At 69.9% G+C, this 23,552-nt stretch carries 18 protein-coding genes; 4 read left to right on the top strand and 14 right to left on the bottom strand.

Annotated features, from left to right (window positions below):
• Window positions 1-25: 25 nt before the first annotated feature.
• The 3 genes from tsaE (at window position 26) to pta (ending at window position 3,877) form a co-directional block, all read left to right on the top strand.
• Window positions 26-475: a tRNA (adenosine(37)-N6)-threonylcarbamoyltransferase complex ATPase subunit type 1 TsaE gene (gene tsaE, locus IEY70_RS15965; protein ID WP_189066018.1), complete on the top strand. Its 450-nt coding sequence runs from the start codon at window positions 26-28 to the stop codon at window positions 473-475.
• A gap of 100 nt (window positions 476-575) precedes the next feature.
• On the top strand, window positions 576-1,775 hold the full coding sequence (locus tag IEY70_RS15970; protein ID WP_189066019.1) for an acetate kinase: 1,200 nt from the start codon (window positions 576-578) through the stop codon (window positions 1,773-1,775).
• A complete protein-coding gene (gene pta, locus IEY70_RS15975; RefSeq protein ID WP_189066020.1) occupies window positions 1,772-3,877 on the top strand; it encodes a phosphate acetyltransferase in 2,106 nt (701 codons plus the stop codon). Before IEY70_RS15970 ends, pta begins: the two co-directional genes overlap by 4 nt.
• Before the next feature lie 53 nt (window positions 3,878-3,930).
• Here the strand turns inward: pta and IEY70_RS15980 are convergent, their stop codons facing one another.
• From IEY70_RS15980 to ddrC, 4 genes are read right to left on the bottom strand one after another with little or no spacing between them, the layout of a single operon-like run.
• Window positions 3,931-5,349, bottom strand: a complete 1,419-nt coding sequence (locus IEY70_RS15980; RefSeq protein WP_189066021.1) for a class I SAM-dependent methyltransferase — start codon at window positions 5,347-5,349, stop codon at window positions 3,931-3,933.
• A gap of 37 nt (window positions 5,350-5,386) precedes the next feature.
• Window positions 5,387-6,487: an LptF/LptG family permease gene (locus IEY70_RS15985; protein ID WP_189066039.1), complete on the bottom strand. Its 1,101-nt coding sequence runs from the start codon at window positions 6,485-6,487 to the stop codon at window positions 5,387-5,389.
• A gap of 5 nt (window positions 6,488-6,492) precedes the next feature.
• On the bottom strand, window positions 6,493-7,539 hold the full coding sequence (locus IEY70_RS15990; protein WP_189066022.1) for an LptF/LptG family permease: 1,047 nt from the start codon (window positions 7,537-7,539) through the stop codon (window positions 6,493-6,495).
• A 53-nt stretch (window positions 7,540-7,592) separates the two neighbouring features.
• Complete coding sequence (ddrC, locus tag IEY70_RS15995; protein ID WP_189066023.1) at window positions 7,593-8,297, bottom strand: DNA damage response protein DdrC; 705 nt, start codon at window positions 8,295-8,297, stop codon at window positions 7,593-7,595.
• Window positions 8,298-8,464: 167 nt separating this feature from the next.
• On the opposite strand from ddrC, the gene IEY70_RS16000 reads away from it, so the two are divergent.
• Window positions 8,465-10,354 (top strand): acetate--CoA ligase, encoded by a 1,890-nt coding sequence (locus IEY70_RS16000; RefSeq protein WP_189066024.1) that lies wholly within the window; start codon window positions 8,465-8,467, stop codon window positions 10,352-10,354.
• Between the two features lie 135 nt (window positions 10,355-10,489).
• On the opposite strand, the gene IEY70_RS16005 is transcribed toward IEY70_RS16000, so the two are convergent.
• The 10 genes from IEY70_RS16005 to IEY70_RS16050 all read right to left on the bottom strand — a co-directional run bounded on the left by IEY70_RS16005 (window position 10,490) and on the right by IEY70_RS16050 (window position 23,488).
• Entirely contained in the window at window positions 10,490-11,008 is a 519-nt protein-coding gene (locus IEY70_RS16005; protein ID WP_189066025.1) for a macro domain-containing protein, read from the bottom strand.
• Window positions 11,009-11,018: 10 nt separating this feature from the next.
• Window positions 11,019-11,726: a guanylate kinase gene (gene gmk / locus IEY70_RS16010; protein WP_189066026.1), complete on the bottom strand. Its 708-nt coding sequence runs from the start codon at window positions 11,724-11,726 to the stop codon at window positions 11,019-11,021.
• A 74-nt stretch (window positions 11,727-11,800) separates the two neighbouring features.
• On the bottom strand, window positions 11,801-12,226 hold the full coding sequence (locus IEY70_RS16015) for a hypothetical protein (RefSeq protein WP_189066027.1): 426 nt from the start codon (window positions 12,224-12,226) through the stop codon (window positions 11,801-11,803).
• A 382-nt stretch (window positions 12,227-12,608) separates the two neighbouring features.
• Window positions 12,609-13,106, bottom strand: coding sequence for a DUF427 domain-containing protein (locus IEY70_RS16020; protein WP_189066028.1), 498 nt, complete (start codon window positions 13,104-13,106; stop codon window positions 12,609-12,611).
• Between the two features lie 117 nt (window positions 13,107-13,223).
• Window positions 13,224-15,368 carry a putative bifunctional diguanylate cyclase/phosphodiesterase gene (locus tag IEY70_RS16025; protein WP_189066029.1) on the bottom strand — a complete coding sequence of 715 codons (2,145 nt, stop codon included), beginning with the start codon at window positions 15,366-15,368 and terminating at the stop codon, window positions 13,224-13,226.
• 85 nt (window positions 15,369-15,453) lie between these two features.
• A complete protein-coding gene (locus IEY70_RS16030) occupies window positions 15,454-15,891 on the bottom strand; it encodes a DoxX family protein (RefSeq protein WP_189066030.1) in 438 nt (145 codons plus the stop codon).
• Between the two features lie 154 nt (window positions 15,892-16,045).
• Complete coding sequence (locus IEY70_RS16035) at window positions 16,046-17,083, bottom strand: DNA topoisomerase IB (RefSeq protein WP_189066031.1); 1,038 nt, start codon at window positions 17,081-17,083, stop codon at window positions 16,046-16,048.
• Complete coding sequence (ung, locus tag IEY70_RS16040) at window positions 17,080-19,356, bottom strand: uracil-DNA glycosylase (protein WP_189066032.1); 2,277 nt, start codon at window positions 19,354-19,356, stop codon at window positions 17,080-17,082. Before ung ends, IEY70_RS16035 begins: the two co-directional genes overlap by 4 nt.
• A gap of 195 nt (window positions 19,357-19,551) precedes the next feature.
• Window positions 19,552-22,614, bottom strand: coding sequence for a DUF11 domain-containing protein (locus IEY70_RS16045; protein ID WP_229777987.1), 3,063 nt, complete (start codon window positions 22,612-22,614; stop codon window positions 19,552-19,554).
• Window position 22,615: 1 nt separating this feature from the next.
• Window positions 22,616-23,488, bottom strand: a complete 873-nt coding sequence (locus IEY70_RS16050) for a hypothetical protein (protein WP_189066033.1) — start codon at window positions 23,486-23,488, stop codon at window positions 22,616-22,618.
• Between the last annotated feature and the right edge of the window lie 64 nt (window positions 23,489-23,552).

The raw sequence follows: 23,552 nt of genomic DNA on the forward strand, positions 1-23,552 counted from the left end.
CCTGCCGCCCGGCATACTGGGCAGCATGACCGCCGATTCCCTGCCGATCGAACCGGGTGACGTCCTGCTGCTACGCGGCCTGAACGAACAGCAGCGGCTCGGGGCGCGACTGGCGGCCGCCCTGCCACCCGGCAGCGTCCTGTTCCTCGAAGGCGAACTGGGCGCCGGGAAGACCAGCCTCACGCAGGGACTGGTCGCCGCGCTGGGCTTCACCGACACCGTCACCAGCCCCACGTACGCCCTCATGAACGCCTACCCCACCCCGGCCGGACAGGTGCTGCACGTCGACGCGTACCGCGTGCGCGACGTGAACGAACTGTACGAGATGGACCTCGAGGACCTGATCGAACGCAGCCGCCTGAGCGTCATCGAATGGGGCGAGAGCCTGTACGCCGACTACCCCGCCGCGCCCATCCTGCTGCTCGAACACCTGGACGGCACGCCCGACGTGCGCCGCGTGACCCGCAGACGCTGACCTGACAGCGCTGATCTGCTGCGGTCATGACGGACCACCACCTGCACCGTTCGTTACGGGGGGGGCCGTGTGCCCTGGCCTGCGCTGTCAGAATGGGTGCATGTGGACTCTGGTGCTGAATTGCGGGTCGAGCAGCGTGAAGTTTGCGTTGCTGGACGTTCGGAGTGGGGCGGTGGGTCTGTCGGGTCTGGCCGAGCGGCTGGGGTCGGGGGACGCGTCGGCGCGGCTGGACCTGCCGGGGGGGCGGCGGTCGGTGGCGTTGCCGGGCGGGACGTACGCGGAGGCGTTCGCGGTGATCGCGGGTGCGCTCGATGAGCTGGGCGTGCGCGGCGACGTGGGCGCGGTGGGTCACCGGGTGGTGCATGGTGGCGAGCGCTTCAGTGAGCCGGCGCTGATCACGCCGGAGGTGCTGGACGCCGTGCGGGCGTGTGTGCCGCTGGCGCCGCTGCACAATCCGGCGAACATTGCGGGGATCGAGGCGGCGCGCGCGGCGTTCCCGCACCTGCCGCAGGTGGCGGTGTTCGACACGGCGTTTCATCAGAGCATGCCGGAGGTGGCGTTCCGGTACGCGGTGCCGGAGGCGTGGTACCGGCAGCATGGCGTGCGGCGCTACGGGTTCCACGGCACCAGTCACGCGTTCGTGGCGGCGGAGGCCGCGCAGGTGCTGGACCGCCCGCTGGAGGACCTGAATCTGGTCACGGCGCACCTGGGAAACGGGTGCAGCGTGTGCGCGGTGGCCGGTGGGCGCAGCGTGGACACCAGCATGGGCCTGACGCCGTTGGAAGGGCTGGTCATGGGAACGCGCAGCGGGGACGTGGACCCGGGCCTGCATGATTTCATTGCGCGGCAGGCGGGCCTGAGCCTGTCGGAGGTGACGGCCGCCCTGAACCGCGAGAGCGGACTGCTGGGCCTGTCGGGGCTGAGTAACGACATGCGGGAACTGGAGGAAGCGGCGGCGCGCGGGCACGCGGGCGCGCGGCTGGCGGTCGAGGCGTTCGTGTACCGCCTCGCGAAGCAGATGGCGGGCATGGCAGTCGCGCTGGGCCGCGTGGACGCGCTGGTGTTCACAGGCGGCATCGGGGAGAACAGTGCGGCGGTGCGCGGCGCGGTCCTGGCGCGGCTGGGCGTGCTGGGCGCGGCGGTGGACCCGGCCCTGAACGCGCGGGCGGTGCGCGGCGAGTCCGGGCTGATCAGTCCGGAAGGGTCGCTGCCGGCGCTGGTGATCAACACGAACGAGGAACTGATGATCGCCCGGCAGACGCAGGACGTCCTGGCCGGGCTGAAGGGAGCCCAGGCATGAAAACACTGTTCGTCGCACCGACCCGCAACGGCGTGGGCCTGAGCAGCACGGCGCTGGGCCTGACCCGCGCGCTGGAACGCCAGGGGCTGAAGGTGGCGTTCCTGAAACCCATCGCGCAGACGCACGAAACCCGCACGGATGACAGCGTGCATTTCGCGCGGACGCTGGCGCACCTGCCCACCCCCGACCCGATTCCCCTCACGCACGCCGAGGAGCAACTGAGCCTGGGGGCCGAGGAGGACCTGATGGAGGCGGTCGTGACGCTGGCCCGGCAGGTCACGGGGGGCGGCGCGGACGTGCTGGTCGTGGAGGGCCTCGCCCTGAACGAACGGAACGTGTACGCCGGGGCGCTGAACGCCAGTCTCGCGCGGAACCTGGAGGCGGACACGGTGCTGGTGTCCAGTCTGGCGGGGGTGGGCGCGGCGGAACTGGCGGACGAACTGGAGATCGCGGCGCAGGCGTACCGCCGCAGCGACGGCTCGGGCCTCAGCGGGTACGTGCTGAACTTCGCGCCGCCGGGACTGGATTTCGGGACGCTGATGGCGGAACTGCGCGCCCGCAGCCGCGTGCTGAGCGGCGGGACGCTGCCGCTGCTGGGCGTGGTGTCGCAGTCCGGCAGCCTGAACGCGCCGCGCACGCTGGACGTCGCCCGGCACCTGGGCGCCGAGATCGTGAACGAGGGCGAGGCGGGCCTGCGCCGCGTGACGAGTACGGTCGTCACGGCGCGCACCGTGCCGAAGATGGCGCACCTGTTCGTGCCGGGCGCGCTGGTCGTCACGCCCGGCGACCGCGAGGACGTGATCATGGCGGCGGCCCTGTCGCACCTGAGCGGCGTGCCGCTGGCGGGGCTGATGTTCACGTCCGGCAGTGCCCCGGAGGACAGCATCGACCGGCTGTGCCGCGCGGCCCTGAGCAGCACCCTGCCCGTGCTGCGCGTCAGTACCAACTCGTTCGAGACGGCCTCGCGCCTCTCACGGCTGGACCCGCGCGTACCGCACGACGATGCGGGCCGCATGGACCGCATGCTGGACTTCATCGCGGACCGGCTGGACATCGGCACGCTGGGCGCGCGGCTGCGCGTGCCGGAAATCGCCGGGAACCGCCGCCTGCCGCCCAGCGCGTTCCGCTACGAACTGATCCAGAAGGCCCGCGCGGCCGCCAAACGCATCGTGCTGCCCGAGGGCGACGAGCCGCGCACCGTGAAGGCCGCCATCCGCTGCACCGAGAAAGGCATCGCGCGCTGCGTGCTGCTGGCCGACCCGGAACGCGTGCGGCAGGTCGCCGGGGGGCAGGGCCTGACGCTGCCTGACGGCCTGGAAATCCTGAACCCGGACGACATCCGCGCGCAGTACGTCGAACCCATGGTCGAACTGCGCCGCAGCAAGGGCCTGACCGCCCCGCAGGCCGAAGCGCAACTGGAAGACAGCGTGGTGCTCGGCACCATGATGCTCGCGCTGGGCGAGGTGGACGGCCTGGTATCCGGCGCCGTCCACACGACCGCGAACACCGTGCGGCCCGCCCTGCAACTCATCAAGACCGCGCCCAGCTCGAAACTGGTCAGCTCCGTGTTCTTCATGCTGATGCCCGAACAGGTCCTCGTGTACGGCGACGCCGCCATCAACCCCAACCCGAACGCCGAGGAACTCGCGGACATCGCCATTCAGAGTGCCGACAGCGCCCACGCCTTCGGGATCACGCCCAGGGTCGCCATGCTGTCCTACTCGACCGGGGAATCCGGCAGCGGCGAGGACGTCGAGAAGGTCAAGGCCGCCACCGCCCTGGTCCGCGAACGCCGCCCGGACCTGCTGGTCGACGGCCCCATGCAGTACGACGCCGCCAGCGTCCTGTCCGTCGGGCAGGCCAAGGCGCCCGGCAGTCCCGTCGCGGGCCGCGCCACCGTGTTCATCTTCCCCGACCTGAACACCGGCAACACCACCTACAAGGCCGTGCAGCGCGCCGCCGGCGTCATCGCGGTCGGCCCCATGCTCCAGGGCCTGCGCAAACCCGTGAACGACCTGAGTCGCGGCGCGCTCGTGGACGACATCGTGTACACCATCGCCCTGACCGCCATCCAGGCCACGCAAGGGAAAGTTGATGGATGAAGGTTGATGGTTGATGGAAAAGCCCTGTCCATCAACCTTCAACCATCAACTGCTCACCCCTCGTACAGGTCCGCGCGGCTGAGGGGGACGTGGGCGCGGCGTTGCTCGTCGGGTTTCGCCAGCAGGGTCTGGTAGAGGCCCAGGTGGCCTTTCTCGAAGTAGTGGGAGGTGGCGCCCAGGTAGATGCGCCACAGGCGGTGGCGTTGCTCGCCGAGGGCGGCGCGGGCTTCGTCGTGGTGCGTTTCGAGGTTCGCGGCCCAGTGGGTGAGGGTGCGGGCGTAGTGTTCGCGGAGGTTCTCGATGTCGCGGACCTCGAATTGCGCCTCGGTGGCGTGTTTCACGGTTTCCCAGATGGGTAGCAGTTCGCCGTCGGGGAACACGTACCGGCGGGCGAAGTTGCCGCTCTGGAGCCACAGGGGCACGCGGGCCTGGGGGATGCCGTCGCTGATGGCGTGGTTCATCATCAGGCCGCCGGGTTTCAGGGCCGTATACGCGGCGCGGAAGTAGGTGGGCATGTTCCGGCGGCCGACGTGTTCGGCCATGCCGACCGACGCGATCTTGTCGAAGCTGCCTTCGGGCGCGTGGGCGAGCACGTCGCGGTAGTCGCGCAGTTCGAAGGTGACGCGGTCGGCAACCCCGGCGGCCTCGGCGCGGGCGCGGGCCTCATGCAGTTGTGCCTCGCTGAGCGTGACGCCAAGCACGCGCGCTCCGTAGCGCTGCGCGGCGTGAATGGCGAGGCCGCCCCAGCCGCTACCGATGTCCAGCAGGTGCTCGCCCTGTTGCAGGCGCAGTTTGCGGCAGATGAGGTCCAGTTTCGCTTCCTGCGCCCCGTCCAGCGTCTCGGTGCCGCCCCTGAAATAGGCGCAGGAGTACACCATGCGCCGGTCCAGCCACAGTTTGTAGAAGTCGTTGCTGACGTCGTAGTGGTACGAGATGGCCTGCTGGTCGCGTTCGCGGGAGTGCTGCGGGCCTTCCAGGCTGGCGGTCACGGCGATGGGCGGGGTGGCCCCGGCGCGGCGGCGCAGGGTGGCGGCGGCGCGCAGCAGGGCGGGCGCGTCGGCGGGGTTCAGGGTCGCGTCGAAGGTCTCGGCGATGGCGGCGATGTCCCCGATGTTCCCCTCGATCTCGAAGTCGCCGCGCAGGTACGCCTCGCCGAGGGCCATGTCCAGCGGGAGTTTCAGCAGGCGGCCCAGCGTTTCCGGGCTGTTCAGGATCAGGCGGGCGCGGCTGGGCCGGGTGGCCGCGATGACCTCTCCGTTCCAGAGTTGCACGTCGAAGGGGCGCACGCTGGGCAGCGCGGCGCGCAGCAGGGTGCGGGTGGCGTCCAGCGTCTCGGTGTCGGTCGGGGCGGGGCGGGTGGCCTGCCGGGCGATCAGGGCGGCGCCGGCGGTGGCCAGGGCTGCCCAGGTCAGGGCCGAGCGGTTGGCCGCGCGTCCGGCCGTGCTTCTGGCCGTGCTTCTGGTTGGGGACATGCTGCACCCTACCGGATTCCCGCCTCCCGCGTCCCGTCTATCGCCGGGCGGTGAGCCACAGCAGCGCCCCGCCGGCCGCGACGGCGATCAGGTCCGGGGCGTAGGCGGCGACCGCGCCGGGCAGCGCGCCGTTCTCGCCCATGATGCGGAACACGCTGAAGGTCGCGTAGTACGCGAATGTCAGCAGCAGCGCCCACACCAGGCCCAGGTCGCGGCCACTGCGGAAACTGAACACGGCGAGCGCCACGGCGAAGAACGCCAGGGCCAGCGCCGCCAGCGGCCCGGCGAACTTGCGGTGCAGCGCCGTGAAGTCGGCCGGGGCGCTGATGCCCTGCGCGCGGTAGGTGTTCGTGCGGGCGATCAGGGTGGGCAGCGGTTCGTAGATGGGGTTCAGGTCGCCGCCGCCCTCTGCGCCGAGTTCGGTGCCGGTGTCCTGGAGGGGCAGGGTGCCGCTCTGGAAGGTCAGGACCGTGACGGGCCGGGCGTCCTGGTACGTGACGCGCTGCCCGTCGCGCAGTTCGAGGACGGTGCTGCCCGGGCGCAGGCGGCCGCTGGCGGCGGTGATGACCTCGCGGGGGGGCAGTCCGGCCTGCATGGTCACGACGCGCAGGTCGCGCAGTTCCCCGCCGGGCAGGATCTGCCCGATGCTGATGGCGCGGCCCAGCGAGTCGCGCAGCACGGCGTTCTGCCCGGCGGCGTTCAGGCCCAGCACGCGGGGATTGTCCAGCACGATCTGCTGCTGCACCTTGCGCGCCTCGGTGCGGGCGCGCGGGACGAGGCCCTCGCCGAGCGCGAAGGCCAGGACGGTCACGGCCAGTCCCAGCGCCAGGACCGGGCGGAACAGGCGCGTGGCGGGAATCCCGGCGGCCAGCGCGCTTTTCAGTTCGCTGTCGGCGGCCAGGCGGGACAGGCCCAGCAGCGTGGCGAACATCAGCGCGATGGGCAGGGCCTGCGCGGCGGCCTCTGGGACGTTCAGGGCCAGCACGCGGGCCACCAGGGCGGGGTTAGCACCCTTGGCGAGCAGCGGCGCGATGACTTTTTCCAGGCTGCCGACGACCAGCAGGCTGATCACGGCGGCCAGCGCGCCGAACAGGAACGGCAGGATCTCGTTCAGGACGTACCGTTCGAAGGTTTTCAGGCCTCTCACCGGAGCCTCCAGGCGAGCGCGGCAGCCAGCAGCGTGAACGCGAGGTTCGGCAGCCACGCGGCCAGCGCGGGGTTCAGCGCCCCGGCGGTCGCGAGGCCCGGCACGGTGCTCCACAGCACGTAGAAGGTCACGATGAACACCAGCACGGCGGCGAACGCGGCGGCGCGGTTACGCAGCAGCAGGCCCAGCGCCCCGGCGGCCAGGGCGAACACCACGGCCGTCAGCGGGTCGGCCACGCGGCGGGCCAGCTGGAACGCGGCGGCGCGGCGGTCGGCGGGCAGCAGGGCGGGGTCGGCGGCGCGGGCGCGCAGGTCGGCGGTGGGGGCCTGTTCGGCGTTGCCGGGTGGGGGGCGCAGGGTGTCGTTCTGCGGGACGGTCACGGACTGGGTGCTCTGGCGGGGCGGCTGGCCGGGGCGGGTGATCCAGGGGGTGGTGAGCGTCCAGGTGCGGTTCCGGGTGTCCCAGCTGCCCACCGAGGCGGTCAGGGTTTCCTGGCCGCGCTGCACCATCACGCCCTGAAGTTGCGCGGTGCTGCCGCCGGGTTCGCTGACGATGCGTCCGGCGTAGTACAGCGCGCCGGGCGGGGCGTACGTGTAGCGTTCCTGCCGGGGCGGGGGCGGGGGGATGTCGTAGATGCTGAACCACGCGCGGTCCCAGGCGGCCAGTCCGGCGGGCACCAGCCGGTCGGCGTTCACGAACGCCACGGCCGCCACCGCCAGGAACGGCAGGGCCAGCGGCCACACCAGTCGCAGCGGGGGCACGCCGCCCGCGCTGATGGCCTTGAGTTCACTGTCGCGCTGCATGCGCGAGAAGGCCAGCAGGATCGCAAAGGGCACGGCCAGCACCAGCGCGCGGTTCAGGATGGTCGGCAGGATCGCCAGGAACGCGGCGGCGCCCTTCAGGAGCGGCGGGTGGTAGGTCAGGAGTTTGCTGACGGTGCTGCTGAGCACGTCGACCATCTGGAGGGTCAGGAACAGCGCCACGCCCGCCGCGTACCAGCGTGTGACCTCGGCAAGGACGAGGCGGATCAGGAGGGGCGGCACGAGCAGGATTCTAGCGGGCCAGCATGAGGGAGAGGCGCGCAGGCGCCGCCCGCTCAGCCGGTCTGTGAGGGGGCGGCCGCGCCGGGCAGCGGGAGTTCCCAGCCGAGGCGTTCGCGCCGGGCGACGAATTCGTGCAGGCGCAGGATGGCGGCGTTGCCCTGCGCGCCGCGTTCCTGGATGGCGCGGGCGCTGGCGGTGTCCAGGTACGCGAGGCGCAGCAGTTCGGTGGCGTTCAGGCCGTCGCGGGTGTGTTTCACGCCGCGTTCGCGGCGGATGGTGGCGCTGTCGGTGCCCAGCACGCTGCGGTTGCTGAGGCTGCCCAGTTGCCCGTACACGGTTCCGGCGCCGCCGTGCCGGGCGACGGTGCTCATCAGTTCGCGGCGGGCGTGGGTGCTGTCCAGGCGGGCGGCCAGCCAGCGGCGCGCTTCGGGGTCGGGGTTGCGTTCGGCGATCTGGGCCGCGAGGCGCACGTCGCCCTGCATGGCGTGGGTCAGGAGGTCCTGCGCGCGTCTGCGCCAGCGGCGGGCCTGGGGGGTGTCCAGCGTGAAGGCCAGCCGGGTGAAGTCGGCGACGGTCAGGGTCGCTTCGGGTCCGGCGCCGAAGTCGCGTTCCGGGGTGTTCACGCCGTCCAGGGCGGCGGTCTGGTCGGCGGCGTTCAGGCCGAGCTGGGTCAGGGCACTGGGGGCGTGTAGCAGGCCGTCCGCGCTGATGGGCAGACGAACGGTGCCGAATTCCAGGGTCAGCGGGGCGTTTTTCATACGTACATCATAGCATAGATTATGTATTTAGCATAATCCCGGGCGGGTGATCGCACCCACAGGCAACCTCTCCCCCACCCCGCCCGCCGTACACTGACGGGGCACACCACAACCCAACTCCACAACCCAACCGCCGGACACGCCCCTGCCCCACTGGAGGACCGCCCATGACCGACCCACACCGCCCCGACCGCTGGCCCGTCCCCGACAGCGTGCTGCGCCGCCTGCGCAGCGACCCGGAGGCCGACATCGCCCGCGCCGCGCAGGACCCGGACAGCTTCTGGCTGGAACAGGCCCGGCAGTACGAGTGGACGAGGGAACCCACCACCGCCCTCACCTGGAACCGCCCGGACATGCAGTGGTTCGCAGACGGGCAGACGAACATCACCCTCAGCGCCCTGGACCGCCACGCACGCGGCGAGAACCGCACCCGCGCCGCCCTGATCTGGCTGTCCGAGACCGGCGAGCGGCAGATCTACACCTACGGCCTGCTGCTCGATCAGGTGGAACGCGCCGCCGCCGGACTGCGGCACCTGGGTGTGCAGCCCGGCGACCGGGTCGTGATCTACATGCCCCTGACCCCGGAAGGCGTGATTGCCATGCTCGCCTGCGCCCGCCTGGGCGCCGTGCATTCGGTCGTGTACGCCGGGCTGGGCGTGGGCGCCCTGCGCGACCGCATCACGGACGCCGGGGCGCGCGTGGTCATCACCGCCGACGTCGGCTACCGGCGCGGCAAACTGGTGGACCTGTACGCCATCGCCGCCGAGGCCATCGCCGAACTGGGCAGCGTGGAACACCTGGTGCTGTGGGAACGCATCAAGACCTACCAGCGCGAACACGACGCCCGCACCGTCCCCTGGGAGACGCTGTTCACGCACGGCCGCGCCCCTGCCGTCACCGTGAACGCCGAGGACCCGCTGTTCATCCTGTACACGTCCGGCAGTACCGGCAAACCCAAGGGCGTGATCCACACGCACGGCGGGTACATGGTCGGCACCGCGTACCACCTGCGCCAGCTGTTCGACGTGCGCGGCGGCGACGTGTTCTTCTGCACCAGCGACATCGGCTGGATCGTCGGGCACAGTTACATCGTGTACGGCCCGCTGGTCGCCGGGGCGACCGTCCTGTTCCGCGAGGGCGCCCCGGACTTCCCCGACACGGGCGTCCTGTGGCGCGCCGTGCAGGAGTACGGCGTGGACATCCTGTTCACCGCGCCCACCACACTGCGCCTGTTCATGAAACTCGGCGCCGACACCCTGGCCCCCCACGACCTGACCCGCCTGCGCGTCGTCGCCTGCGCCGGGGAAGCCCTGAACCCCGAAGCGTGGCGCTGGGCGCAGGAACACATCGGCGGAGGGCTGGGCGAGGGCGCGCACGCCGCCGTCATCGACCACTGGTGGCAGACCGAACTGGGCGCCCCCACCCTCGGCACGCACCCCCGCTGGCCCGTCCGCCCCGGATTCGCCGGGCGGCCCCTGGCGGGCGTGGACGCCGACATCGTCGACGAGAACGGCCAGAGTGTCCCGGACGGACAGCAGGGACACCTCGTCATCCGCCGCCCCTTTCCCAGCATGATGCGCGGCATTCACGGGAATCCCGAGCGGTACGCGCGCATCTGGAACGAGAACCCCGCCGGGTACCTGTCCGGCGACCTCGCCACCCGCGACGAACACGGGTACATCAGCATCCTGGGCCGCAGCGACGACGTCCTGTCGGTCGCCGGGCACCGCATCGGCAGCGCCGACGTGGAAGACGCCCTGGTTTCCCACCCCGCCGTGGCCGAGGCCGCCGTGATCGGCATTCCCGACGAACTGAAAGGCCAGAGCATCATCGCGCACGTCATCCTCCGGCGCGGGCATGAAGATCAGGTCGGCCGGGGCCTGCGCGCCAGCATCACCGAACACGTCCGCCGGGAACTCGGCCCCATCGCCACGCCCGCCGAGATCCGCGTGGTCGACGCGCTCCCCAAGACCCGCAGCGGCAAGATCCTGCGCCGCCTCCTGCGCGCACAGGCGCTCGGCGAGGACCCCGGCGACCTCACCACCCTGGAAGGCTAGGCGGGAATAGAAATAAAAAATCCGCCTCGGCGGGCGGTGATGTCAACAACTATAGCGCGGTATTCACGGGCCGTCAACGATATGCAGTGGGTGGGGTGGCGGGCAGGGTACGGTGTCCCGCCACACCCGCCCCGCTCAGCCTTGCAGACGTTCCAGGGCGCGGCGGAACACGTTCAGGCTTCCCCGGTCGAACAGCACGAACCGCACGTGCAGGTCCGGGTGGTCGGTCAGGAACGCCTGCGCGGTCGCCAGGGCCACCCCGGCGGCGCGGTCCAGTGGGTAGCCGTACACGCCGGTACTGATGGCCGGGAACGCCACGCTGCGGCACCCGTGCTCGGCGGCCAGCTCCAGGCTGCGGCGGTACGCCCCGGCCAGCAGTTCGGCCTCGCCCGCCTGCCCGCCGCGCCAGATCGGACCGACCGCGTGAATCACGAACCGCACGCCCCGCGCGGACAGCCCGAACGCCGGGGTAATGACGGCCGTGCCGGTGGGTGTGCCGCCAATAGCGCGGATGGCACGCAGCAACTCCGGCCCGGCCGCACGGTGAATCACGCCGTCCACGCCGCCGCCCCCCGCCAGTTCCCTGTTGGCGGCAGTCACGATAGCGTCGGTGTCCTGCGCGGCGATGTCCCCCTGGGTCAGTTCGAGCGGCATGCGCGTTGCTTTATGCGTTTCCGATCCGGTCGAGTTCCGTGTCGGTCAGGGTGTAACTGCGCAGCGTGTCGGCCTGCACGCGCGCCTCGCGGTCCTCCTCGACCCATTCGTTCTCCGGCAGCTGCCGGGCGCGTTCGGCCCGCTGGATGGCGTGCAGTTCGCCGAGTGCGCGGTCCAGATCATCGTTCACGACCACGTACCGGAACTCGTGCGCCTCGCGGATCTCCTCGCGGGCGCGGGCCAGCCGCTTCTCGATGCGTTCCGGCGTCTCGGTCGCCCGGCCTTCCAGGCGGCGGCGCAACTCGCTGAGGCTGGGCGGCATGATGAAGATCAGGATGGCCTCGTCGCCCATGCGGGCCTTGACCTGCATGGCGCCCTCCACCTCGATCTCCAGGATCACGTCCTGCCCGCGGCTCAGGGCCGCCTCGATGGGTTCGATGGGCGTGCCGTAGCGGTTCCCGACGAACGCCGCGTGCTCCAGGAACCCGTCGGCCTGCGCCTTGGCCTCGAAGGCCTCGGGGGTCACGAACACGTAGTCCACGCCGTCCTGCTCGCCGGGGCGGGCCTCGCGGGTCGTCCAGGAGGTGCTGTAGAACACGTCCTGCCCGGCCAGCCAGCGTTCACGCAGCGTGCCCTTGCCCACGCCGGACGCGCCGGTCATGACCAGAAGAAGGCCCCGGCGGGGCGACACGGAAGGAGGGGTGTCCGGCAACGTCATCCGCTCACGATACGCGACCCGCCCAGAAATGAGAACAGGCGGCCCGCTGGAGGCCGCCCGTCCGGAATGCCGGGTTACTTCTTCTTCTTGGTGGCCTTGGCGCGGCCCTTGCCGAGCGCCTGACCCTTCTCGTAGCTGGCCTGCATCTTGCGGCGCGTCTCGGCGACCATGTCCTCGAAGCTGATCAGGCCGGACTCGATGGCCTCCACGCTGGGCTTGATGGTGCCGCCCTTGCGCGCGGCGGCCAGTTCACGGTTCACGCCATCGAACCACTCGGTGAATTCCGGGGTTTCGTCGAACAGCATCTCGCGGGTGTCACGCTGGTACGTCTCGGTGCTGCCACGACGGTTGAACTGCTTGGGCATCGTGAAACGCTCGGGAAGATACGCGCCGTTGAATTGACCCTGGCGCACCGCTTCCTGGAACATCTTCACGAAGGTATCGCTGCGCTGGGGGTTGCTGAGTTCCATCACCTGTTCACTGAGTTTCTTGTAAGCCATAGTGCGCACAGTATGAAGGGCGCAGGGAATGAAAGTAAAGCACCCGGTATTTCTCTCATGTTAAGCAAATCATCGAGGACGGCTGCATCGGGAGCAAAAAAACCAATTTCCTGCCGATCAGACGCACGGGAATAACAGGTTCCAGCGTCGTATAGCGCCCGCGTGTTCTTTCTCCCGGCCCGGTTTCAGGGGCGGCAGTCACCACACCAATCTCCGGCCCTTCATGCCTGCGCAAGTGGCGTTCGCTCAGAGAAACCGGGGCCTTCCGGTAAAGAATCAGGCTCTTCCCCACACCGCTCTGCGCGCCCATACCCAGTACCGCCCCGTACAGTACAGACTCCGGCCAGTCAGGAAATCAATGGCGGAATCGTTGACTTCCTGCCTACCAACCCACGCTGCCGGGACCGCCCTTGAACGGCCCGACCACGTCGCCCGTGATCCAGCCGCCATAGAACCCGCCGGGCTGCGGCGTGACCGTTTCGCCGTCCACGCGGCATTCGTCCACGCGGCCCGCGTACACGGCCACGAATCCCGCCATGTCCCGGAAGGCGGGCGTGGGTGCCTCGTAACTCCAGGCGGCCGCGGCAGCCACCTGCCCACCGCCGCGCAGGGTCCAGTACGTGGCGTTTCCCTTCCACTCGCATGTGCTGCTGCCCGGCGCGCGGACCAGCACGCCCGGCGTGAACGCCGACGGCGGTAGGTAGTACGTGGGCGGGTGACTGGTTTCCAGCACGCGGTACGCGCCGGTCGTGTCGGCGATCCGCTGGCCGCCCAGCCAGATTTCCAGGCGGCGGTGCGTGCGTTCCAGGCGCGGCGGGCGCGGGTACGCCCACACGCTTTCCTGGCCGGGTCCGGGGGGAACGGGCTGAACGGGTGGCATGCCGCCCAGTGTGCGGCGGGGCGCAGGCGTGCGCCGTCAGGTCGCGTACCGTCCGGACGTGGGGCTGGCAGGGCCGGTGAAGTTCCGGATGGTCAGCGAAACAGACGGCAGTCCGTATCAGCGCAGGCCGGGTTTCTGGTGCGGGCGGATACGCTCGGCCCACACGTCCGGCGGGCCGGGCCGCCCGGTCAGGTAGCCCTGCACGGCGCCGCAGTTCATGTCGCGCAGCACCCGGTACTGCTCTTCGGTTTCCACGCCCTCCACGATCACGTTCAGGTTCAGGCCGCGCGCCAGTCCCAGCAGCGCCCCCACGACCCGCTGATCGGCGGGCGAGTCCGCGACGCCCATGATCAGCGAACGGTCCAGTTTCAGTTCATCCATCGGCAGTTGCAGCAGCGTGGACACCGACGACTGCCCCGTCCCGAAGTCATCCAGGGAAAGCTGAATGCCCAGCGCCCGCAGCTGCGACAGGTGCCGGGCGGCGCGGTGCAGGTCCCGCACGGCCAGCCGCTCCGTCAGTTCCAGTTTCAGGTTCCCGCCGCTCAGGCCGTGGCGGGCCAGCGTGCCGGTGACGGTCTCCACGAAATCCTCGCGGGCCACCTCCAGCGCCGAGACGTTCACGGCCACCGGCACCGTCAGTCCCCACTCGGCCACCTGACGGCACGCCTCGTTCAGCACCCAGCGGCCCAGCGGCACGATCAGGCCCGTCTCCTCGGCCACCGGAATGAACCGGCCCGGCGGCACGGTCCCCAGGTGCGCGTCCGTCCAGCGCAGCAGCGCCTCGAATCCCAGCAGTTCGCCGGTCTGCACGTCCACCTGCGGCTGGTAGTGCAGGTGCATCAGGTTCTCCTGCAGGGCGCGGCGCAGGCGCACCTCGATGTGCATCTGACTGTGCGCCGCGACGTCCAGGTTCGGCGCGAAGAACTCGATGCCGTTCTTCCCGGCCCGTTTCGCCTGGTACATCGCCATGTCCGCCTGCCGCAGCAGGTTGGCCGGCAGGCTGCTGTCCGGCGGGTAGATCGCCACGCCCACGCTGCTCTGCACGTTGATCTGCTGCCCGTTCATCTGCACGACCGGCGCCAGCGCCTCCTGAAGGCGCCGGGCGACCCGCGCGGCCTCCTCACGGCCCGGCAGGTCCGGAATGACCGCCACGAACTCGTCGCCGCCCAGCCGGGCGACCGTATCGGCGGGCCGCAGGCACCCCTGCAACCGGGCCGCGACCTCGCGCAGCAGGTCATCCCCGACCGCGTGCCCCAGCATGTCGTTCACGCGCTTGAACCCGTCCAGGTCCAGGAAGATCACGGCCACCGCGTGCCCCGAACGGGTCGCGCGGCGCAACTCCAGTTGCAGGCGGTCCAGCAGCAACGTGCGGTTGGGCAGGCCGGTCAGGGCGTCGTGCTGCGCGTCGAACGCCAGTTGCGCCGCCAGTTCCCGCAGTTGCTCGTCGGCGCGTTTCCGGGCCGAGATGTCGCGGTCCTGCCCCAGGATCATCTCGCGGCCCCCCACGGTCACGATGCTGCTGGCACTCTCGATCGGGAAGACCGTGCCGTTGCGATGCAGGTGCGCGCCCTCGCCGTGCACGGGTTGCTCCTCGCGGATCCATTGCAGCAGTTCGGCGCCCTCCTGCGCCATCATCGGGTACGGGTGCAGCAGGTCGATGGACGCCCCGATCAGGTCCTCCTGGTCGTACCCGTTCATGCGGCAGAACGCCTCGTTGCAGTCCACGATCCGCCACGGCACGTCCGGATCGTGCGGGTCGATCAGGACCAGTCCGTCCGCCGACCGCTCGAACAGCGCCCGGAACCGCGTTTCGAGTTCATGCTGCGCCGCCTGCGCGCGCCGCTCGGCCGTGACGTCCACCCCGGTCGCCACGACCAGCGACGGGCGGCCCCGCCAGTCCAGCAGGGTCTTGTTCGACCACAGGATCACACGCCGGTCCCCGTGCACGTCCCGCCAGTGGTTCTCATGCCGGGCCGAGGTCTCACCCGCCAGCAGCCGCGCGAACATCTGCTGCACACCCGCCGCCTCGTCGTCCTCCAGCACCAGTGGCCACAGCACCTGCCCCCGCACCTGCCCGAAACTCAGGCCACTCAGACGCTCGCACGCCGGATTGAACCGCACCACCCGCCCCGCCGGGTCCAGCACCACGACCAGCGTGTCAGTGGTGTCCAGGACCGCGTCGGCCAGCCCGGCATCCCCGGCACGCAGGACCGGACTGCGGGCCGCGCGCAGAAACGAGGAAGAACCGGACGGGCGAGTCATACCAGCAGCGTAACCGGCGCACCCTCACAGAACATTGACGCCCCGGAACCTAAAGCCTGCGGTCAGCCCCCGGACGCCCTCCGGTTCAGCGCCGCGACCTGGGCCGCGACTTCGGCCACGCCCCGGTACTCCACAGGGCCAGCGCGATCAGCACCGGCTGAAAGAACAACCGCGTCAACCGTTTCTCGTCCGTATCCAGCCCGAACGCACTCTGATGCGTCAGGTACTGAGACACGTTCCCCGGAAAGATCGCCACGAAGAACGCCGCCAGCACCCACCCCACCGTCCGCCGCTGCCGGGGCAGGGCCAGTAGCGCCGCCCCGAACCCCACCTCCACCACACCGGACGCCAGCACCACGAAATCCTTATCCAGCGGCAACCACGTCGGCACCTGCGCCTGAAAATCCCGCCGCAGGAACGTCATGTGCCCCACACCCGCGAACATCATGAACGACCCCAGCAGCACGCGCGCCAGCGTGCGCGGCCACGAAGTCCCGGAATCAGCCACCACAGAAGCAGTCATGCTCACACCCTAAACGCCGCACCCCACGCCCACATGTGCCGCCCCTGCACACCCCTTGAGCAAACCGCCCCCATTCGGTGGGCGAATCCCTCTTCCGTCTGTCGCTTCAGGGCGCTCCAGTTCTCTCCCTCCCCGCTGGGGTGAGGGGTCTCCCCTACGCCGCCTTCCTCCGCCTCGTCCTCAGCGTCTTTTCGCTTTCCAGCAGGCGTTTCAGGGCGGCTTCGCTGCGGGTCAGGCCATCGAGGTCGCTCTCACCTTTGCTGGCGCGGGGTTCGTAATCGTCGAGGATCTTGCCTTCAAGGTAACGGTCGAAGATGACGGGGCAGATGTAGGAGCTGCGGGTGACGGCGGGCGTGTTGCCCAGGTCGGCGGCCACATATTTGACGCAGTCGACGAGGGTCTGCCGGGCCTGTTTCTCGGTGTCGGCGACGCCCGCCTCGGCGAGGTATTCGGCGGCGAGGAGGGTGCCGCCCCAGGTGCGGAAGTCCTTGGCGGTGAACGGGCCGATGACTTCCTTGAGGTACGCGTTGAGTTCGCCGCTGCGGACGCGCCTGCGGGCGCCGTCGGCATCTACGGTCTGGAACAGCCAGGGGCCGGGCAGGTCGAGCAGGCGGCCGATGTTCGTGGCGAGGGTGCGGTCGGTGGTGGCCTTGTGCTGCGTGATGCCGTGCTTGCCCTTGAAGTGGAAGGTGACGGTGTTCCCCTCGACTTTCACGTGCCGCTGGCGGAGGGTGCTGAGGCCGTACGTCTTGTGCTGCTGGGCGTAGATGTCGTTGCCGACGCGGAAACGGGCGACGTGCAGCAGGCGGGTCATCAGGGCGGCGACCTTGCGGGGTGGGAGGCCCTGGGCGCGCAGGTCGCCTGCCGTGACGGTCTTGAGGGTGCCGAGCGCCCCGGCGAAGCGGGTGAGGCGCTGCCATTTCTTAAGCGCGCCCGCCTGCACGAAGTCCGGGTGGTAGCGGTACTGGAGGCGTCCGGCGGCGTCGCGCCCGAAGGCCTGAAGTTCGGCGTCCGCGTCGGGGCTGACGTACACGTCCTCGTAGGCGGGAGGCACGGCAAGCTTCGCGATGCGTTCGATGCCCGTCTTGTCTTTGTACGGGGTGCCGTCGGGCCAGAAGTATCTGAATTTCTTCGGGTCACTGCCCTCGCGGCGCAGGTACTCCTCGGCGAGGAGTTCGGTGCGGGAGGTCATTCCGTCACCTGCATGGGCAGTTGCCAGTCGATGGGCGTCAGGCCCGCTTCTTCCAGCGCGGCGTTCACCTGGCTGAAGGGGCGGCTGCCGAAGAATTTCGCCTCGCTGAGGGGGCTGGGGTGCGCGGATTCGATGATGACGTGCTGGGGCGCGGTGATGAGTTTCTTCTTCTTGCGGGCGTACGCGCCCCACAGGACGAACACGACCCGCCCGGGTTTGTCGTTCACGGCGCGGATGACGGCGTCCGTGAAGTGCTCCCAGCCCCTGTTCGCGTGGCTGTTCGCCTGCCCCTCGCGGACGGTCAGGACGGCGTTTAGCAGCAGGATGCCCTGCTCCGCCCAGGCCTTCAGGTACCCGTGGCGGGGGGCGGTGAAGCCGGGGAGGTCGGCGGTCAGTTCCTTGTAGATGTTGCGCAGACTGGGGGGGATGGTCACGCCGGGGCGGACGCTGAAGCTCAGGCCATGCGCCTGACCGGGACGGTGGTACGGGTCCTGGCCCAGGATCAGCACCTTCACGTCCTCCAGCGGCGTGAAGCGCAGGGCGTTGAACACGTCCAGCGCGGGCGGGAACACGTTCCCGGCGCGGCGTTCCTGAATCAGGAAGTCCTTCAGTTCGTGGAAGTACGGGGCGCTGAATTCCCCGTGCAGGGCCTGCTGCCAGTCGTCGGGCAGGCCAGCGGGCAGGACGGCCTTCGGGGTGGCCGGGGACAGGCCGAACAGGTCGGGTTGGTCGCTCATGATGTTCCTTTTTACGGCAGCGGGGCGGCGTGAGGGTGGGGGGTTGTCGGGCAGACCCTGAGCTTTCCTTTCGGCGCGCAGGTCGGCCTTCTTGCGGCTGCCGTGTTTCGCGTAGATCCGGCGGGCTTCCGCGTCGAATTCCGGGCTGGCGCGGGCGGCACTGATGCGGGCGCGGGCGCGGCGGCCGGCCTCCTGTTCGTTCACGATGGGCGGCGGGTAGCTCAGGCGTCCGGCACCGCTCCACTCCCAGGGCGCGTGGATGAAGTCGGTGGGGACATCCGCGAGTTCCGGCAGCCAGCGGCGGATGAAGATCCCCTCTGGGTCCTGTTCGCGCGCCTGCCGGGTCGGGGAGTAGATGCGCACGCGGTTGATGCCGACCGTGCTGCTCTGCATCTGCATCTGCGACCAGTGGATGCCGGGTTCGTTGTCCAGCCACTCGCGCGCCAGAAACAGCCCCGGCTGGCGCCAGTGCAGCCAGAGGTGCTGCGTGGCGAAACTGACCAGCAGGGCGCGCATGCGGAAGTTCAACCAGCCGGTCTCGCGCAGCATCCGCATGCAGGCGTCGATCAGGGGGTAACCGGTCTGGCCGTGTTGCCAGCGGTCGTAGAAGTCCTGATTCCATTCGTGTTCGCGCAGGCCGTCCAGGGCGCGGTTCAGGGTGCGGAATTCCATGTCCGGCTGGCTTTCCAGGCGCTGCATGAAGTGGCAGTGCCAGTGCAGCCGCGACTCATACGAGCGCAGGGACCGCACCCAGCGCGGGTCGGCGTCCGGGTCGCCCTTCACGGTCGCGAGGCGCTGCCGGGTCGCCTGAAGCACCTCCCGCAGCGACACGGTCCCGAAGGCCAGCGGCGCACTCAGGCGCGAGCAGCTGCTCTCGGCACTCAGGGGGCTGCTCATCTCGCGCATGTAGTTCACGCCGCGCGCCGTCAGGAACGACTCCAGGGTGTCCAGCGCGGCGGCGCGGCCCCCCGGCGGAATGGTCTTCGCATTGGCGGGCACGCCCAGTTCGGCGTGCGTGCGCAGGCCGCGGGGGTCGGCATCCACACCGCTCAGGTGCGCGGGCGCGGCGACCTGCGGGGCGCCCAGGCGTTCCTCCCAGGTGGCGGCCCAGCCGTCGCGGTTACGCATGCGGCGGATCACGCCGTTCTGCGGCAGTTCGGTCATGGGCAGCCCGCGCGCCCGCGCCCAGGCCCGCACCCGGCGGTCACGCTGAAAACTCACGCCGTTGCCGGTCTCCTCGTGCGCCCACACGGCCCGCACGTCATGGGCGGCGCGCAATTCCTCCAGCACCGTCACGGCCTCCCCGATCCGCACGACCAGCGGCGTGCCCAGCGTGCGCAGGCTGGCGTCCAGTTCGCGCAGGGACTCGTTCAGGTACGTCAGGTGGTGCCCGGCGAATTCCTCGTGCGTCAGCTGTTCAGGCTCGTAGATGAACACGGGCAGGACCGGGCCGCGCCGCGCCGCCTGGGCAAGCGGCGCGTGGTCGTGCACGCGCAGGTCCTTCTTGAACCACACGAGTTGGGTGCCGCCGAGCATAGGGGTCACTCTCCCCCACCCCGCCGGGCGGGACGGTAGGCGCGCGCCCCGTCTTCAGAGGACATGAACGCCCCGCACCGGGCAGAGGATGGGAACGCTTCGCGGCGGGGCAGGGAACGGGAACGCTGCGCGGCGGGCAGGGGACGGGAACGCGGGCCACCCCTTGTCACAGGTGGCCCGCGTGTCTGGGAGGGGTTACTGGATGCTGGCGCGGAAGCAGATGACGACGCTCTGCGTGGGGGCGAGTACGAAGCTGCCGCCCTGCACGAGTACCTTGCCGTCTTTCAGCTGCCCGGCGTCGAGGTCGGCGGCGGCGGTGTAGAACACCTCGCCGCTCGCGGCGGTCAGGCGGATGTCCTTACCGGCGCCGAAGCCGTTCAGGGCGAAGGCCGTGTTGGCGGGCACGCTGTCGCTGAAGCCGATGTTCGTGGCGTTCAGGCCGCCCACGTTGGTGGTGGTGATGCAGTATTCCAGCACGTCGCCGGGGTTGCCTTCACCGGTCGTGCCGACGGTACCGCCGCGCGTGATGTTCTGCACGGTCTTGCTGACCGTCAGTTTCGCGGGCTGGTAGACGGGCGTGACGACCTCGTTGCTGGGCACGCCGCCGTTGGGGCCGCCGGCGTAGCGGATCAGGGCGGTGTTGCGGACCTCGGCGGGGGTCAGGGTGAAGGGACTGACGACCGTCACGCGGAAGCTCACGACCGATTCGTTGTCCAGCGTGTCGGGCGTGGTGTCGATCTTCAGGACCTGCGTGTCGCAGGCCGCGCCGTCCTGGCTGCAGATGCCGACCGGCTGCGCGAAGGGGTACGCCGCGCCGCTCAGGCTGGTGGCGTTCTGCCCGGTGACGGTGGTGGTGAAGCCGTTCACGCGGGCGCTGTCCGCCACGTACTCGGTCCCGGCGGGCAGAGCGTCGCTGAAGGTCACGCCCCCGGCGGGCAGGGTGCCGCTGTTGCGGATGACCACGCGGTATTCCAGCGTGTCGCCGGGCTGCACCTTGTCACCCACGGAACCGGCGACTTTCGTGACGCTCTTGACGGCGCCCAGGTTGGGAGCCAGGACCGGGTAGGTGCAGCTGGCCAGGTCGGTCGAGCCGAGGCTGTTGCCTCCCACGGTGGTGTAACTGACGTTCACGAGGTCGATCTTCACGAGGCGGCCCTGGTTGTCGCGGGCGTAGATGCCGCTGGGGCTGGCGGCGATGCCGTTGAACTGCGATCCCGGCGAGGGGTTGCTCAGGCGGCCCAGGTACTCGGCGCTGAGGGTGGCGGGCGTGATCAGCCACAGGTCGATGTTGGTCGAGCCGGTGGTGCTGCTGATCATGTACAGCTTGCCGGTGCTGTCGGCGAAGAAGTCGCCGTTGTCGTTGAAGCTCGGGGCGTTCAGGGTGGTGCTGGTCAGCTGGCCCAGGGCCGTGACCTGATAACCGCCGCTGGTCTGGAAGCTCCAGAGGTTCCGTTTGGTGTCCATGGCGTAGCCGACGCCGCTTCTGGTGATGGTCATGCGGACCAGTCGGCCATCCACGCCGGTGAACAAGCCGCCGCTGACCCAGTCGCGCAGGCTGAGGTCGTAGATGCGCAGGCGGTTGGAGTCGTTCACCACGAAGAACTTCCTGGCGTCGGACGTGACGGCCAGCGTGGCCGAGGTTTCCATGCCGGGCAGCGTGGCGATGGTGGTGCCCAGGGTGTTGCTGCTCTCGTCCAGCGCGCGGATCGTGACGCCGTCCTTGTCGTTGTTGCTGCCGCTTTTCAGGGTCAGGGCGTAGATGGCCGAGCAGACGGGCGGCGTGACGCTCACGGTGGTGGTGTACACGGCGCACTGGCCGCCGGTGGCCGTGCAACTGGCCGGGTCGGGGATCGGGTCGGGGTCGCCGCCGCCGCCCACGCTGGCGCGGTTGGTGACGTTGAAGGCCGCGCTGGCACTGACGTTCACGCCGAAGGTCAGTGCGACGCTGGCACCGGGGTTCAGCACGCCGTTGCCCGTGCAGGTGACGGTCTGGCCGCTGGTCGTGCAGTTCCAGCCAGTGGCGGGCGAGAAGGTGTCCGTGGCGGGCGTGATCCCGGCCGGCAGCAGGTCCTTGACGGTGATGGCGCCGCTGGTGGCGGTGGGGCCGTCGTTCCTGACGGTCAGGGTGTAGGTGGCGCCGCTCTGCCCGGCCGTCCAGGGGCCGTTGCCGGTCTTGGTGATGATCAGCGAGGGGGGCGGCGGGAACGCCGTGCAGATGTACACGGTGTCGGTGTTGTTGGCGAGGTTGGTGTCGGTCACGCCGACGGGCGCCGTGATGGTCGCCGTGTTCTTCAGTTGCGGGTCCTCGGCGGTGACGCGGCCGGTGTAGGTGATCTTCAGTTCGCTGTTCGCGGGGAACTTCGGAATGGTGAAGTTCGGGAAGCCGGTGCCGCTGCTGGCGGGGCACTGCGCGCCGCCGCTGACGACCTCGCACTTCCAGGTCAGGGCCTCGAAGCCGGGTTCGGACACGTCGGTCAGGGTGGCGCCGTCGGCGGACACGCCGTTCGCGTTCTGGTTGATGACCTGCAGCGCGTACTCCACGGTGTCACCCACGAAGAACTTGCCGGTGGTGACGTTGCGGGGCGGGGTCACGATGGTCTTGAACACCTGCAGGTCCGTCTTGCGGGTCGCGGGCGCGGCCGTGCAGCTCAGTTTCAGGTCGTCGAGTTTCAGGATGTTCGCGTCGCCGCTCACGCCGTCTTTCAGGGTGTAGATGCTCAGCGTGACCTGCGAGCCGCTGCTGACGAAGTCCGGCACGGTCTGGCGAGTGTATCCGGTGGTCAGGGTGCTGCCGTCCGTGGTCTGCAGGACCCGGCCGGTGGCGGTGTCGGTGAACTCGTACCGCAGTTTGGCAGGCGTGTTCTGGTGGGTGCGGGCGTAGTTCTGGTAGCTCAGGGTGCCGCCGGCCGGCACGTTGATGACGTTCCGGTACAGCAGGCCGGGCAGGCTGGTGTAATCGGCGACGTTCAGGTACAGCGCGTACCCGCGGTTGCCGGTGTGGTCGATCCCGCTCCAGAAGGTGTACTTGCCCATGGTGGCCGTGACGGCGTCCACGCTGGTGGTGTAATTGTGATTCTGGATGTCGCTCAGCGGGGCATTGGAGTTGAAGGACTGCACCCACGGAGAGCTGGGCGTGCAGATGTCGGTGGTTCCGGTCGCTCCGGCTCCGGCGCCGATCAGGGCGCAGGTGGCGGCGGCCGAGACGGTGGCGGCGGCGCGTTTGAGCAGTGTCAGCAGGGCAGGCATGCGGTGTCCCATATCAGTCCCCTCCCCCGGTCGCGGGTTCTTCGGGCAAGGGGGGCGAGGTCGGTGCGTTCAGGTTCACGCCGTTCGGCTGGCCGTCGTCGAGCATCAGGTCCAGGCGCAGGTACAGGCCCTGGCGGGTGTAGATGTTCGTGCCGATGCCCTGGAAGCCCACGGGGTTGTACCCCAGCGTGACCCAGGTGCCGGGCAGGGCGCGGTAGCTGCCTTCCAGGCCCAGGCTCAGCAGGCTCGATCCCGTGGCGGGCTGGATCAGGCCGCGCGCGGCGAGGCCCAGGCCGAACTGCTCGGTCACGTAGTAGGTGCCGCTGACCGACCCCTGGTAGGTGGCGCTGCCCGGCTGGTCCAGCAGGCTGCGTCCGGCCAGTCCGGCGCGCACGGCGTAGCGGGGCGTGTGGTACTCGGCGGTGGTCTCGGCGATCAGTTCCGGGGTGTTCCCGGCCAGCGCGCCGTCCTTGTAGCGCAGGTACGCCAGGCCCTGCCACTGCCCGGCGCGCAGGGCGGCGGACACCGAGTAGTTGCTGCCGCTCTCGTCCCCGGCGAAGACGTGCGTGCCGTCGGCGCTCAGGGTCAGCTGGTCGTTCAGGCTGTAGGTGGCGCCGCCCTTGAGGGCCACGCTGAACGCGCCGCCGGTGCTGGCCGCGTCGGTGGCGACGGTGCCGGTCAGGCGGTCGTTCTTGTAGCGCAGGGCCACCCCGGCGTTCCAGCCGCTCTCGTTCTGGGCGTCGCCGTCGAGGTCCAGCACGTAACTGCCGTTCAGGCCCAGGTTCAGGTTGTCGCTGAGGGGCAGGGCGGTGTCCGCGCCGAAGCGGGCGCGGTTGCCCCAGCCGTCCGCGCCGGGCAGGTCGTAGTTCACGGCGAGGTTGGTCATCTGACATCTTTCAGTTTTAAGCAGCATGCTGGCGAGTGCTGTCCCAGACGGCTAAAATCCGCTT

Origin of the sequence: Deinococcus seoulensis (assembly GCF_014648115.1) — a bacterium.
Classification (GTDB): domain Bacteria; phylum Deinococcota; class Deinococci; order Deinococcales; family Deinococcaceae; genus Deinococcus; species Deinococcus seoulensis.

Excerpts from the sequence above, each read along its gene's own strand:
- ung (WP_189066032.1), bottom strand. The coding sequence starts at position 19,356 with ATGCTCGGCGGCACCCAACTCGTGTGGTTCAAGAAGGACCTGCGCGTG.
- pta (WP_189066020.1), top strand. The coding sequence starts at position 1,772 with ATGAAAACACTGTTCGTCGCACCGACCCGCAACGGCGTGGGCCTGAGC.
- IEY70_RS16035 (WP_189066031.1), bottom strand. The coding sequence starts at position 17,083 with ATGACCTCCCGCACCGAACTCCTCGCCGAGGAGTACCTGCGCCGCGAG.
- IEY70_RS16020 (WP_189066028.1), bottom strand. The coding sequence starts at position 13,106 with ATGCCACCCGTTCAGCCCGTTCCCCCCGGACCCGGCCAGGAAAGCGTG.
- IEY70_RS16015 (WP_189066027.1), bottom strand. The coding sequence starts at position 12,226 with ATGGCTTACAAGAAACTCAGTGAACAGGTGATGGAACTCAGCAACCCC.
- IEY70_RS16005 (WP_189066025.1), bottom strand. The coding sequence starts at position 11,008 with ATGCCGCTCGAACTGACCCAGGGGGACATCGCCGCGCAGGACACCGAC.
- IEY70_RS16000 (WP_189066024.1), top strand. The coding sequence starts at position 8,465 with ATGACCGACCCACACCGCCCCGACCGCTGGCCCGTCCCCGACAGCGTG.
- IEY70_RS16030 (WP_189066030.1), bottom strand. The coding sequence starts at position 15,891 with ATGACTGCTTCTGTGGTGGCTGATTCCGGGACTTCGTGGCCGCGCACG.
- tsaE (WP_189066018.1), top strand. The coding sequence starts at position 26 with ATGACCGCCGATTCCCTGCCGATCGAACCGGGTGACGTCCTGCTGCTA.
- IEY70_RS16025 (WP_189066029.1), bottom strand. The coding sequence starts at position 15,368 with ATGACTCGCCCGTCCGGTTCTTCCTCGTTTCTGCGCGCGGCCCGCAGT.
- IEY70_RS16050 (WP_189066033.1), bottom strand. The coding sequence starts at position 23,488 with ATGACCAACCTCGCCGTGAACTACGACCTGCCCGGCGCGGACGGCTGG.
- gmk (WP_189066026.1), bottom strand. The coding sequence starts at position 11,726 with ATGACGTTGCCGGACACCCCTCCTTCCGTGTCGCCCCGCCGGGGCCTT.
- IEY70_RS16045 (WP_229777987.1), bottom strand. The coding sequence starts at position 22,614 with ATGGGACACCGCATGCCTGCCCTGCTGACACTGCTCAAACGCGCCGCC.
- ddrC (WP_189066023.1), bottom strand. The coding sequence starts at position 8,297 with ATGAAAAACGCCCCGCTGACCCTGGAATTCGGCACCGTTCGTCTGCCC.
- IEY70_RS15980 (WP_189066021.1), bottom strand. The coding sequence starts at position 5,349 with ATGTCCCCAACCAGAAGCACGGCCAGAAGCACGGCCGGACGCGCGGCC.
- IEY70_RS15970 (WP_189066019.1), top strand. The coding sequence starts at position 576 with ATGTGGACTCTGGTGCTGAATTGCGGGTCGAGCAGCGTGAAGTTTGCG.